Source organism: Shewanella sp. 5_MG-2023 (genome assembly GCF_030547465.1).
In the GTDB taxonomy this organism is placed as follows: Bacteria; Pseudomonadota; Gammaproteobacteria; order Enterobacterales; family Shewanellaceae; genus Shewanella.
In genome coordinates, this window is sequence record NZ_JAUORC010000021.1 from 82,016 (window position 1) to 95,792 (window position 13,777).

The following is a 13,777-nucleotide window of genomic DNA, read 5'->3' on the forward strand; positions in this document are numbered from 1 at the left end:
ACTGCCCTCAATGCTCAATGCTTAATGAGCATGCCCATTACCTGCAAGCGCTTTGCCTTCGGTGTCATAAAACCCAGATGCGCCGTGCTCAACAAACCCCAAAGTTACCATGTTCGTTAAAAACTCATCGCTATGATCGTCGCCAATATCGGCGTAATCGGTCATTTTGTAATGATTAAGCTGTTTGAAAAAAGCAGCGACTTTATCTGCATCATGGCTGAGTTCAGTGAGTTGCCATTGCTCGTGAGTTTGATGTTTACCTTGGTTTTTTGTCCAACTAAAACGACTAATAAGTTGTAGTTCAGGTAACCAAACTAGCTCAATTTTACTGTTGGCAGAGGTTTGAGTGAGCACTTGCTGACGCTCACAGCCTTTGCCTGTTTCGGCGCTAAGTGTTAATTGTGAAATAAGCTTGTCAGAGATAAATTGATAACGATATGACCAGTCGTGTTCAGACTTGCCGTGAACCACTTCGCCTGGTTGGTATTCAATACCGCGTTGATAGCCATCAAAAAAACGGGTGGGTTTGATTTGCTTATTATTGAGCAAAAACCATGATTCAGTGATATCAGTTTGCGGGTATTGATGCGCCACGGTATTGCCTTGGCGCCATAAATTAAGGCTGCTTTTATTCTGGTGTTGGCTGACTGGACTATCAGTGGAGGTGAGTTGATAACTTGCCTGTAAGCTTGACGAGGATAAGTCGCATTGGGCGTAACTTGCAGCGGATAAAGTGATAAGCAGACTTGAAAACATGATTGATAAAGGCAGAGGTAACTTCACGGGAACTCCTATGACATTGCTGATAGTGATGCATGTCGATATAAAAAGGTTAAGGCTAAAATAATCAATTAAACCAAGGCTGCAATTAGGTTGCAGCCTTGGCTTTTAGACTCGTTCGCTTACAAGCGAACGGTTTAGTTCGCTATTGCTGCGTTCGCTTTGTTGGTTAAGTCGGCGGCAAAGTCCATGATGTGATAAATCACACTCTGTTCATTGGTGCCGTTAACTAACATTGCCCCTGGGCCGTAAGCATAGATCCCAACATCTTCACCCGCGTGAGTTTCAGAGCTGGTAGGCACTAATGACTCTTGGTGGAAACCAGAAGAGGCTGTGTCGATATCGGTTAGGTCAAAACGACCTGCAGTAATATCTTCACCGTATCCAGCATCGGCATCGGTTTCAGTGCCGAGGTTTTTATAGCCGCGACCATTGGTGTAACCCAGTGTGGTGTATGGCATGCCATCTGCCGCAGTTGATGGTTCTTCGCTACCAATGCCAACCACTTTACCTAAGATTGGATTACCGCGTTTAGGGTAACCAGCAATGGTAAATACGTGGCCATGATCGGCGGTGACAATGATTAACGTATCTGACATATCGGTCATTTCAACGGCTTTGGCAATCGCATCAGAAAATGCAATTGTGTCCGTTAGGGCGTTGTATGCACTGCCTGCGTGATGGCCGTGGTCGATACGACCAGACTCAACGGTTAAGAAGAAACCTTCATCATTGTTATCAAGGATATCAATGGCTTTAGCGGTCATTTCTGCAACCGATGGCTCGCCCGCAACATCATTAGTGCGGTCAGCTTCATACTGCATATGAGACTCGTTAAATAAGCCCATTACGCGAGTCGTGCTAGCTGCATCAATGGCATCAAAACCTGCTTGATCCATCACATAAACACCGTCTGCATAAGTGGCTTGCCATTCTGCAGTTAAGTCACGACCATCGGTGCGGTCACCTTCAATTGAACTGACGGCATCTGCTGAGTTATAAGCAGCATCTTTAGGTAAAAAGTGACGACGACCGCCGCCCATTACCACGTCGATACCATCAACATCAATACCGCTAATACGCGCTTCTAGGTTGGCTTCGAAGTTGACTAATTGGTCAGCAATATCTTTACAACCACCGGATACCGCATCTTCTGGCATGTCGGAAATATCTTCCCAGTTGCGATCAGCTGACTTTGCGTAGGTCGCCGCTGGCGTTGCATGAGTAATACGCGCCGTTGAGATAACCCCTGTAGATTTACCCGCGATCTCAGCCAGTTCTAATGCGGTAATTAACTCTGTGCCCGCAACAGTGCTACAGTCGCCGCGCTCAACATGTTCATCAACACCTAAGACACCAGCGTCAGATTTAACGCCGCTCATCATTGCAGTCATAGTGCCTGCTGAGTCAGGGGTTTGTGCATCAACGTTGTAGGTTTTAGCTAAGCCTGCAAATGGGAAGGTATCGAATGAAAGGTTATGCTCTTCACCGTTTTTACCTTGCATTTGGCCTTCTAAAATACGCGCTGCTGTCACCGTTGAAATGCCCATGCCGTCACCGACAAATAAAATCACGTTTTTAGCACTGCCACGTAATTCGTTTAAGGCGCTAGCATTAGTTGCCGCAACAGATGGTACTGATGTTTTAGCGCTGCTCGTTGTAGCCATACTTGGCGTTGTGGCAGCAAGCCAATTTTGGCGTGCTGCGGTGATTTCTTGCTGACCTGCTACAAACCAATCGTTGTTAACGCTGGTTAATATGTCGCTGGTGCTAACGGTTGAATTACCAGGAGCACAGACGTATTCAGTGGCTGTGACTTCAGTGCTTTGCAATTCACCATCGCTGTCGGTATCAATACCTGAGTCAATTTGCACGCCGCTGTTAGGACAGTTTGCATCGCCAATGGCTAAAGCTGTTTGCACGATAAGGCTCGTTGAACCATTTGAACCGTTCGAACCATCGGCACCGTTTGAACCATCATCACCGTCTGAACAAGCAGATAGACCCATTACAGCAAGGGCGACTAGGGATAGATTTAAGTTTTTCATGTTCATTCCTGCTTATTGCTGAATTAAGTCGAGAGATTGCTCAATAAGGTGAAATACCACGCTTTGCTCAACAACGCCTTGTACCAGTTGTGCGCCTGGACCTTGTGCATGCAAAGTGATGTCTTCACCTGAGTGGGTTTCTGAGCTCATTGGAATTAAGGCTTCCTGGTGGAAACCAGAAGTCGTTGTATCAATATTGGTTAAGTCTTGACGACCCGCGTTAACGTCTTGGCCGTAACCTGCGTCAGCATCGGTTTCATCACCTAAATCGTGGAAGCCATTACCGTTGGTGTAACCTAAAGTGGTGTAAGGTAGGCCATCAGATGCTGTTGAAGGTTCAGTGCTACCGATACCAACAACTTTACCTAAGATAGGGTTGCCGCGTTTTGGGTAACCGGCAATGGTGAACACGTGACCGTGGTCAGCAGTGACCAGAATCAGTGTTTCGCTTGGGTCAGTTTTTGCGACCGCTTCTTTAACGGCATCAGACAATGCAATGGCATCGGTTAACGCGTTATAAGCGCTACCTGCGTGATGACCGTGGTCAATACGGCCTGATTCAACCATTAAGAAGAAACCGTTATCGTTATTATCTAGAATATCGATAGCTTTACTGGTCATTTGTGCAATTGATGGCTCACCTGCTACATCATTGTCACGGTCAGCTTCATACTGCATATGAGATTCGTTAAATAACCCCATCAGCTGCTTGGTGTTTTCGGTATCAATGGCATCAAATCCTGCTTGATCCATTACATAAACACCTTCGCTGTATTTTGCTTGCCACTCAGCGGTTAAATCTCGTGAATCAGTGCGATCGCCTTCAATCTCACTCACGGCATCTGCGCTGTTAAAGCTAGCATCCTTTGGTAAAAAGTGACGACGACCGCCGCCCATAACCACGTCGATACCATCAATATCAACACCTTTAAAACGGGCTTCGACATTGGCTTCAAAATTCACTAGTTGATCGGCAATATCTTTACAGCCGCCAGTTACCGCATCTTCTGGCATGTCTGAGATATCTTCCCAGTTGCGGTCGGCAGATTTTGCATAGGTTGCAGCGGGTGTCGCGTGGGTAATGCGCGCAGTTGAGACAATACCCGTTGCTAAACCTTTAATTTCAGCAAGCTCAAGCGCTGTGACTACTTCGTTACCAGCAACGGTTGAGCAGTCGCCGCGCACGATGTCTTCATCAACACCTAATACACCAGCATCACTTTTAAGACCCGACATCATTGCTGTCATGGTGCCTGCAGAATCTGGGGTTTGCGCATCAACGTTGTAGGTTTTGACTAAAGCAGTGTGGGGGAATGTTTCAAAGCTTAAGTAGCCTTCTTCACCAGGGTTTCCTGCCAATTGCCCTTGAAGAATGCGTGATGCCGTTAGGGTAGAAACGCCCATGCCATCACCGACAAAAATGATCACGTTTTTAGCTTTGAATTGATTATTGGTATTCAGTTTTGCATCGATTGCGCTTTGTGCATCAGTAAACCAAGCATTTTCAGTTTGGTATGTCGGTAGCACTTCAGCATTTAGGGCACTTGAAATGACTAAAGCAAGCACACCATATGATGCTTTCCAGGTCTTATTCATTATGTTGTCTATCCTATTGACGAGTTGGGTGGGGTAGGCTGCAATTCGTGGCTCAACCCTTGGAAACTTGAAAAGCATAGAGCGGTTATATGAACAAGGCCTTACGCAAAGTTGATACTTTTGTGATCGAAATGTTTCGCTTTTATGTCTTAGCAGTTGTATGCACTAATTAATAGCCTACAAATGACATCATCAAGCTGATGGTAATGACAAAACTCTTCCTATTGAGAAAATAACCAGCATGGTAAACTTTGGGGTATCTGTTTTTAGGAGTGTTTATGTCTTTTTCTTCGTTATCGCTGCAAGCTGAGTTAGTTGAGCATTTAGCCCGTTTAGGTTACGAGCAACCTACACCGATCCAGCAACAAGCAATTCCAGTGGTGCTTGCCGGAAAAGACGTATTAGCTGGGGCGCAAACGGGTACGGGTAAAACCGCAGCCTTTGCATTGCCGATAATACAAAAACTCGTTAATACATCGCCTTGTGAGCATCAAGAACGCACTCGCGCGTTAATATTGGTGCCAACACGTGAGTTGGCCCAACAAGTAAACCAAAGCATTCAAACCTATGCCGAGCACACTCAAATTAGCTCGCTAATGGTGTATGGCGGCGTGAGTATTAAAGCGCAGGCTGATGCCATTAAAGCGGGGGCAGATATTATTGTTGCTACGCCGGGCAGGTTATTAGATCACTTACGTAATCGAGTGATGACATTATCAAACATCAGCCAGTTGGTATTTGATGAAGCCGACCGCATGTTAGACATGGGCTTTAGAGATGAAATCATCGAGGTATTAAAGCGCCTGCCAAAAGAGCGCCAAACCTTATTGTTTTCAGCAACGTTAGATGAGCGTATTTTTAAGTTCAGTAAGCGACTGCTGCAATCGCCTCAAGTGATTGAAACCAGCGAGCGCAATACGACAGCAGCCAAAATTGTTGAGCGGGTGTATAACCTTGATGCGAATAAAAAAATGCCCGCATTGTGTCACTTGATTAACAAAGAAAGTTGGCAACAAGCGTTAATCTTTAGCCGCACCAAGCAAGGGGCGGATAAAGTGGCGGCGCAGATGAAACAAGCTGGGGTCAATGCCGCGGCGTTTCATGCCGACCTGTCACAGGCGGTGCGTGAAAGTGTGTTAGCCCAATTTAAGTCGGGTGACATTAAAGCGCTGGTGGCCACCGATGTTGCTGCCAGAGGGCTAGATATTAATGAGCTAAACTATGTGGTGAACATTGAGCTGCCGTTTCAAAACGAAGACTACATTCACCGCATTGGTCGTACAGGCCGCGCTGGCAAAGCAGGCCAAGCCATTACTTTGTTAAGTGTTGATGATGAGCCGCAATTAATAAAACTGGAAGCCTTTTTAGATAGACGTTTACCACAGCAATGGCTGCAAGGGTTTGAGCCCGATTTAACCCAAGTTGCCCCCGTGACCCGTAAAACGAAAAAGGGATCCCTTAAGCAACAAGCCCGCCAAAAAGCCTTAGCGCAGTCTAAAAAACGCCGTTAAGCTGACTTACAGCAGTTGCTAATATCACTAACTGAATAGGAAAGGCTATGTTTAAAGGTATTCATCATGTGGCGATCATTTGTGAAGATTATCCGCGCTCAAAACACTTCTACACTGAGGTTTTAGGCTTTAAGGTGTTGGCAGAAAACTACCGTGAAGAACGCCAATCTTACAAGCTTGATTTACAGCTGGCAGATGGCAGTCAGATTGAGCTGTTTTCTATTCCAAACTCGCCTATACGCCCCAGCTATCCTGAGGCTCAAGGACTGCGTCATTTAGCCTTTAAGGTCACCGATATTGATGCGGTCGTGGCGCATTTAACCTCACACAATGTCGATGTCGAGCCTATTCGAATCGATGAATACACTGGCAAGAAGTTCACTTTCTTTAGCGATCCTGATGATTTACCGCTAGAGATTTATCAAGGCTAGTTGCCAACCTAAGTATTTTATTAACTGTAATATTAGTGATAGCTGAAGCTTTTAATTCTAATTTAAGCATGGTTCAGTAGGCTCTGCTGTCCTCAAAAGTGCGCCTCATTTGGAGAAAACCATTCATTATGCAAGCAACAGGTATGCTCTCAGTACTAAAAAAAATTGACCAAAGCAAAACCTTCCAGGGATTTGTTATTTTTGTGATTATTGTGTCGGCATTATCTATTGGTGCTCACACCTATCATTTGCCTACTTGGCTTGAAAACAGCTTATATGTGTTGGATATTGCCATTACAGTGTTCTTTTTGTTTGAGCTCATTATTCGCTACATGGCCAGTGATGGTATTAAGTCCTTCTTCTCCAAGGGCTGGAATATCTTCGACACCATTATTGTGATTGGCAGTTTAGTACCATTGGGTGGCTCCACCATATTACTGGCGCGACTATTACGTATTTTCAGGGTGTTACGACTGGTGTCTATGGTGCCAGAGCTGAGAATGTTGATTAATGCGCTGCTTAAAGCCATTCCACGCATGGGTTATATTGCATTATTAATGTTTGTAATCTTCTATATTTATGGCGCGATTGGTAGCATGTTTTTTGCCCATGTGAATGACTTTTTATGGGGCGATGTGTCTATTGCGATGCTGACATTGTTCCGTATTTCTACGTTCGAGTCATGGACCTCGATCATGTACGAAACCATGGCAGTGTATCCACTAAGTTGGCTGTATTACTTGACGTTTATTTTCTTAACGACTTTTGTGTTTTTAAACATGATGGTGGGCGCAGTGCTAGATGTGATGGGTGAAGAAACTAAAATAATGCGTGAAGAGCAAGAGGTCAACGATGATAAAAACGTTGAGTCAAAAACAGCGGCAACCGCGGAAGATATTCAGCAGCTGCACGATAAGATAGATAAGTTAACCGCGCTGCTGCAAGCTAAAACGAATACTTAAAACTACAACCAAGGCTTAAGCAGTAATCTAAGCCAAGCTTATGGATAGCCCCTTAAAACAGGCAAGCATTTATGCTTGCCTGTTTTGTTAGCAGCGATAACTGACATTAACCCCCTATTTGCATTAGAATAGCCCCCTGATTATTTTTTAAGTAGAGCAACGGCATGCACGTACATATTCTTGGAATTTGTGGCACTTTTATGGGCGGTTTAGCGTTATTAGCCCGCGGTATGGGACACAAAGTCACCGGTAGTGATGCCAATGTGTATCCACCTATGAGCACCCAGCTTGAACAGCAAGGCATTGAGCTTATTCAAGGCTTCGACCCCGTACAGCTGGGTAAAGAAGGTGAAAATCAGCCAGATTTAGTGGTCATTGGTAATGCTATGAGCCGTGGTAATCCTTGTGTTGAAGCAGTATTAAACCGTGGCATTAAATACACCTCAGGGCCGCAGTTTTTATCAGAATATATCTTGCCAGAACGCTGGGTACTGGCGGTATCAGGCACCCATGGTAAAACCTCAACCTCCAGTATGTTGGCGTGGGTATTAGAATATTGCGGCTATGAGCCGGGCTTTTTAATTGGTGGCGTACCGCAAAACTTTGGCGTGTCAGCCCGTTTAGGTAACTCGCCTTTTTTTGTGGTTGAGGCCGATGAATATGACAGTGCCTTTTTCGATAAACGCTCTAAGTTTGTGCATTACCGCCCGCGTACTTTAGTGGTTAATAATCTTGAGTTTGATCATGCCGACATATTTGCCGATCTGGCTGCTATTCAGCGCCAATTTAATCATGTTATCCGCACGGTTCCCAGTGAAGGTAAAGTCATTTGGCCTGCTGAAGTAGAGGCGGTAAAACAAGTGATTGAATTAGGTTGTTGGAGCGAGCAAGAGCATTTTTATGCCACTGAGCATAGCGCCACAGGCTGGTATGGTAAAACCATTGCTGCAGACGGTCATGAGTTTGAAGTGAAGTTTAATGGCGAGTCCCAAGGCATATTAAACTGGGGCTTAATCGGTCAGCACAATATTGAAAATGCCATAATGGCCATCGCAGCAGCAAGGCATGTTGGCGTAGCGCCAAGTCATGCTATTGAAGCCTTGAGCCAATTTGCGCCGCCAAAACGTCGTTTAGAGCTATTAGGTACCGTTAATGGCATTGCGGTTTATGATGACTTTGCGCATCATCCAACGGCCATTGAAACGACTTTACAAGGCCTGCGCGCCAAAGTGGGCGAGGGCGATTTAGCTACAGGTAAATTAATCGTGGTGCTCGAGCCGCGCTCAAACACCATGAAAAGCGGCGTACATAAAGACACTTTAGCAGCATCTATGGCCTTAGCGGATTGCGCCTTTTTGTATCAAGCGGACAATGTCGGCTGGGATTTAAAAGCCAATATGGCTAGCGCCAGTATTCCTGTTGCCGTGTTTACGGATATCGACGCCATTATTGCTCAAGTTAAAGCTCAAGCACAAAGTGGTGATACCGTAGTGATTATGAGTAATGGCGGCTTTCATGGTATCCATCAACAATTGATAAATGCCCTAAAATAACCTTTTAGATAAGGTTAGTTTAGGTTAATAGTCATCAATAAGTCGGTTTTGGCCGTATAAGCGGTAAAGCTTGATTAAAAGAGAACATATGAGTAATTCGAACCACCCGTACGCAAAAAAAGAAAAGGCCATTAGTCTCGCGTGGACTGGCGCTTCTGGTGCGCCCTATGGTTTAAAGTTACTGCAGTGCTTACTGACCGCCGATTACCAAGTGTTTTTGATGGTCTCAAGTGCTGCCAGAGTGGTGCTTGCCACTGAAGAGGGTTTGCAACTGAGCGCAAACTCAGAAAAAGCCTGTCAGCAGTTATTAGCCCATTTTAAGATGGATAAAAATGCTGCTGGTGAGCTGGTGGTTTTGGGCAAAGATGAATGGTTTTCGCCACCGGCATCTGGCAGTGCGGCGCCAAAGCAAATGGTGGTTTGCCCCTGCTCAACAGGCACTTTAGCGGCGATTGCCACCGGAATGAGTAATAATTTGTTAGAAAGAGCGGCAGATGTAGTAATAAAAGAGCGCGGTCAATTAATCCTTGTTCCTCGGGAAACTCCTTTTAGTGCCATACACTTAGAGCATATGTTAAGCCTGACTCGCAACGGCGCGACTATCATGCCAGCGGCACCAGGCTTTTATCATTATCCCAAATCGATAGAAGATCTGGTAAACTTCATGGTTTCCCGAATTCTAGATCATTTGGGCATAGAGCACGGGCTGACAAATCGTTGGGGATATGCCAACGACAAGTCCGAAAAAATCGACAATTGAGAGTAATATGAAACACACAACAGAAGTGATGATTTCTGCAGAAGAAATCAGCGAAAAACTGGATATATTAGCTGAAAGGATTAATACCCATTACGCAGACAGCGAACGTTTGCTAATGGTCGGCTTATTGAAAGGGTCTGTGGTTTTTATGGCTGACTTATGTCGCCGTATCAAAGGCCATGTTGAAATCGACTTCATGTCAGTTTCAAGTTATGGCAATGCAATGACAAGCACACGTGACGTGAAGATCCTTAAAGATGTATCATCTGAGATTGCCGGACGTGACGTATTGATTGTTGAAGATTTAATTGATTCAGGTAATACCTTAAATAAAGTACGTGAGATGTTATTACTGCGCGAGCCTAAAAGCTTAGCATTATGTACATTACTCGATAAGCCTGAGCGTCGTGAAGTTAATGTACCAGTCGACTTTATTGGTTTTACCATTCCTGATGAGTTCATCGTCGGCTATGGTATTGACTACGCAGAGCAATATCGTAACTTACCTTACATTGCTAAAGTTGTACCATTAGATTAATCCAATCTGTGGTCGACCAACTCCCGCTATAGGCGGGAGTTTTGTTTTGGGCGTCAGAAAATTTTGCGTGTTAATCATTTACATTAGGTCATTAAGATCATGTAATTAAGACAGTGTAATTAACAGCACGTCATTCGCAATTCATGAACCAGAGGTATCACAATGAGCAACCCCACCAAAGCGTTGGTGATCGAAAACCTGCAAAAAACCTATAAGAGCGGTGTTCAAGCGGTTAAAGGCCTTAGCTTAACCGTAGAGCAGGGCGATTTTTTTGCGCTATTAGGCCCCAATGGTGCGGGTAAATCGACGACTATTGGCGTGATTAGCTCATTAGTGCAAAAGACATCAGGCAGCGTTAAAGTGTTCGATTATGATATCGACAACAACTTAGAGCGCGCCAAAATGTGCATTGGTTTAGTGCCGCAAGAATTTAACTTCAATCAGTTTGAAACCGTGCTGCAAATTGTAGTTAACCAAGCCGGTTACTATGGCGTGACCCGCGCAGTGGCATTGCAGCGTGCACAAAAGTATTTAAGCCAGTTAGATTTATGGGAAAAGCGTGATAGCCAAGCACGAGCGTTATCAGGCGGCATGAAGCGCCGTTTAATGATTGCTCGTGCGTTAATGCATGAGCCACAATTGTTGATCCTTGATGAACCAACAGCAGGGGTAGATATTGAGCTTCGCCGCTCGATGTGGGAGTTCTTAAAGCAAATTAACGCCCAAGGCGTGACCATTATTTTGACCACCCATTACCTTGAAGAAGCTGAAATGCTGTGCCGCAATATCGGCATTATCGATAAAGGCTTATTGGTTGAATGCACCAGCATGAAAAGCCTACTCAGTAAACTGGATGTGGAAACTTTCATTTTAGATTTACGCCGCGATATTGAAGCTGCGCCAAGCCTAAATAATATGAGTTGCCGTTTGGTCGATGGTCATACGCTGGAAGTAGATTTGGCAAAAGCCAACAATCTCAATGATTTGTTCGGCCAATTAAGCCAGTTAAATATTGAAGTGCTATCAATGCGTAACAAGGCGAATCGCCTTGAAGAGCTATTTGTCGAGTTAGTTAAAAAAACTAAGGACTCAAAATAATGAACAAGCTTTATTGGATTGCCTTTAAAAGTATTTTAATTAAAGAAACCAATCGTTTTACCCGTATTTGGGTACAAACCTTAGTGCCGCCAGCCATTACCATGACCTTGTACTTTTTGATTTTTGGTAACTTAATTGGCAACCGTATTGGTGAAATGGGCGGCGTATCGTACATGGAGTTTATTGCACCAGGTTTAATCATGATGTCGGTTATCACCAACTCCTATTCTAATGTGGCCTCGTCCTTTTTTAGTGCCAAAATGCACGGCAGTATTGAAGAGTTAATGGTGGCACCTGTGCCGCATTATGTGATGATTGCCGGTTTTGTTGGCGGCGGCGTCGCCCGTGGCTTAAGTGTCGGCTTGATTGTGACCTTGGTGGCAATGTTCTTTGTTGATTTAAGCCTGCATCATGTTGGCTTAGTGATTATGACGGTGTTTTTAACCTCGGTGTTATTTGCGTTAGGCGGGTTAATTAACGCGGTATTTGCTAAAAGTTTTGATGACATTAGCATTATCCCCACTTTCATTTTAACGCCACTGACTTATCTTGGTGGGGTGTTTTACTCGCTATCATTACTACCTGATTTTTGGCAAGGCGTGTCAGCGCTAAACCCTGTGGTATATATGATAAACGTGTTCCGCTACGGCTTTTTAGGCTTTGCTGATATCAGTGTGCCGTTATCAATTGCCATTATGGTAGGCTTTTGTGCCTCGCTATGGTTTGTAGCATACTACCTTATTTCACGTGGCATCGGCCTACGTAGCTAGGTTTAGTTAGCTGTTAAGCTAGCTTGGTTACATGTAGCTGAGCAAGATTGTTGAAAGGACTCTAATGAGTCCTTTTTTTGTTATTTGGCTGTCGCTTTAACTAAATCGCGACATAACTATGCTGCAATGGTAATTACTGAGAAAAACTTAATTCTTAGCTGTTAATGGAGGAATATCAGCTGATCATTTGCCATTTTAATCCTTTTCGCTTCCATTCTTAAACTTCTCTCATTCACTTAAGGCTTTACGATTGAGTCATTATTGTTTGGCATTAGCAGACTATTGTCGGGGTTAGTATTGGTTGAAGTGTAATAGTTAAATTCAGCTTTGAGCTATTTATTGTTGAAGCGCTACACATCAGTATTAATAATTCGTCATATGAATAGTTTTAAAAATACTAATAAAGGGGCTTAGCCTTTTTATATTATTCTTGGATATTACTTTTAATTTGAGTTGATATTAAATCTACTTATAGCTTCATTTAATCTAGTAACGTTATTTATTTAGCCGCTATTTGGGCAACCCCCTCGAATACTCTTCCTCTGTCAACCTGTCAACCTGTCAATTTGGCATGTTGATTTGTTGTTTTATTGATCTAGATCAAAAAAGTGTGTTTTTTATACACAAACTCAAAACTATAGACTACCGTTAATTATACAGGCTAGTTTAAATCTAAAGGCATAGTTATGTTGAGTTTTAACATAGGTGTGAATAAAAACTAGGGTTTGATTGGCCTTCCGAAATGATTCAAAAAATTTATTAAATGAACAAGAGAACTGCCCAGTTCTCTTGGGGATTCCGTGCTTTTAAATTCAATTAATTATTTTATAAATAGGCCTTTTTATGTCAAATGATAACCTGTCTAATAATCCTGAAAATGATGCTCTTAATGATGCTGTTGAACAAGTAAACACAGAAGACTCGACGGTTTCATCATCTAAGGCTGAGAATAATCAATCAACAGTCACCAATACTGTTGCGACTGCGACATCATCGGTAGACATACAAACGGCAGAAGAAAGCTTGGCTCCTTCAGGCGGCTCAGAATCATCAACAGATGACTCTCAAACTGATGATGCAGAGGCCGCCAATGCCGAGGCTTCTTCTGCAGCCCCTAGTTCAACAGATTCTCAATCATCAGCTGTTGAAAGCTCAACCTCAGATGCTGATACGGAAGCAGCTAGTAGCTCTGCGGCCGAAGGGGCAGCTAATGCAGCCCCTGAAGAGGCTGTATCTTCAGGCGCCCAAAGTATCGGTGGGGCTGAAGGTGCTTCAACTAGTTCAGGTGCGCCATCTTCGTCAGCAACTGCGTCTGCAGCAACACCATCAAGTGCAAATAGCGAAACTGAAATATCTGATGGCGCCTCATCAACAGATGCAAGCACTGCGACCAACAGTGAGACTTTTGAGGTAAATGTTTCAAGTGATAACAATGCTGATGGTCAGATAGACGCTGATGATCTACCTACCACAGATACGACTACTGACTCGATGAGTTTTAATGTCGATGTGACCGCGGTAAATGATGCTGCCGAGGTAGAAGACCAAGCTTTCTCAATGAATGAAGACGGCGTAATCATCATTACCGATGAGCAGCTGCTGGCAGGTGCTACCGACGTAGATGGTGATGACCTGCTAATTGATTCAGTTACCTACAGCGGCACTGACGGTGTGCTTACCGACAACGGTGATGGCACCCATAGCTTTGCGCCAAATGAAAACTTCAATGG

Annotated in this window: 12 protein-coding genes; 9 read left to right on the top strand and 3 right to left on the bottom strand. The window is 44.1% G+C overall.

All coding sequences use genetic code 11. The annotated features are described in order from the left end of the window. Positions 1-21: 21 nt before the first annotated feature. The 3 genes from Q4557_RS13725 to Q4557_RS13735 all read right to left on the bottom strand — a co-directional run bounded on the left by Q4557_RS13725 (position 22) and on the right by Q4557_RS13735 (position 4,424). Positions 22-783 (bottom strand): hypothetical protein, encoded by a 762-nt coding sequence (locus tag Q4557_RS13725; protein WP_303413381.1) that lies wholly within the window; start codon positions 781-783, stop codon positions 22-24. Between the two features lie 134 nt (positions 784-917). After that, the gene (locus Q4557_RS13730) at positions 918-2,828 is read right to left on the bottom strand and encodes an alkaline phosphatase (RefSeq protein WP_303413382.1); all 1,911 of its coding nucleotides are present in this window, start codon (positions 2,826-2,828) and stop codon (positions 918-920) included. Between the two features lie 12 nt (positions 2,829-2,840). Then, entirely contained in the window at positions 2,841-4,424 is a 1,584-nt protein-coding gene (locus Q4557_RS13735; protein WP_303413385.1) for an alkaline phosphatase, read from the bottom strand. Positions 4,425-4,702: 278 nt separating this feature from the next. On the opposite strand from Q4557_RS13735, the gene Q4557_RS13740 reads away from it, so the two are divergent. The 9 genes from Q4557_RS13740 to Q4557_RS13780 form a co-directional block, all read left to right on the top strand. Beyond that, entirely contained in the window at positions 4,703-5,935 is a 1,233-nt protein-coding gene (locus Q4557_RS13740; protein ID WP_303413387.1) for a DEAD/DEAH box helicase, read from the top strand. 47 nt (positions 5,936-5,982) lie between these two features. Next, positions 5,983-6,366 (top strand): VOC family protein, encoded by a 384-nt coding sequence (locus Q4557_RS13745; RefSeq protein WP_303413389.1) that lies wholly within the window; start codon positions 5,983-5,985, stop codon positions 6,364-6,366. Positions 6,367-6,509: 143 nt separating this feature from the next. Beyond that, positions 6,510-7,328: an ion transporter gene (locus Q4557_RS13750; RefSeq protein ID WP_303413391.1), complete on the top strand. Its 819-nt coding sequence runs from the start codon at positions 6,510-6,512 to the stop codon at positions 7,326-7,328. 164 nt (positions 7,329-7,492) lie between these two features. Beyond that, positions 7,493-8,881 (top strand): UDP-N-acetylmuramate:L-alanyl-gamma-D-glutamyl-meso-diaminopimelate ligase, encoded by a 1,389-nt coding sequence (mpl, locus tag Q4557_RS13755; protein ID WP_303413393.1) that lies wholly within the window; start codon positions 7,493-7,495, stop codon positions 8,879-8,881. Positions 8,882-8,969: 88 nt separating this feature from the next. After that, the gene (locus Q4557_RS13760; protein ID WP_303413395.1) at positions 8,970-9,641 is read left to right on the top strand and encodes a flavin prenyltransferase UbiX; all 672 of its coding nucleotides are present in this window, start codon (positions 8,970-8,972) and stop codon (positions 9,639-9,641) included. A gap of 7 nt (positions 9,642-9,648) precedes the next feature. Continuing rightward, a complete protein-coding gene (hpt, locus tag Q4557_RS13765; RefSeq protein ID WP_102440266.1) occupies positions 9,649-10,179 on the top strand; it encodes a hypoxanthine phosphoribosyltransferase in 531 nt (176 codons plus the stop codon). A 162-nt stretch (positions 10,180-10,341) separates the two neighbouring features. Continuing rightward, complete coding sequence (locus tag Q4557_RS13770; RefSeq protein WP_102520663.1) at positions 10,342-11,277, top strand: ABC transporter ATP-binding protein; 936 nt, start codon at positions 10,342-10,344, stop codon at positions 11,275-11,277. Then, positions 11,277-12,047, top strand: a complete 771-nt coding sequence (locus tag Q4557_RS13775; protein WP_102440268.1) for an ABC transporter permease — start codon at positions 11,277-11,279, stop codon at positions 12,045-12,047. Before Q4557_RS13770 ends, Q4557_RS13775 begins: the two co-directional genes overlap by 1 nt. Positions 12,048-12,890: 843 nt before the next feature. Continuing rightward, a partial coding sequence (locus Q4557_RS13780; protein ID WP_303413402.1) for a cadherin-like domain-containing protein occupies positions 12,891-13,777 on the top strand: 887 nt, incomplete at its 3' end.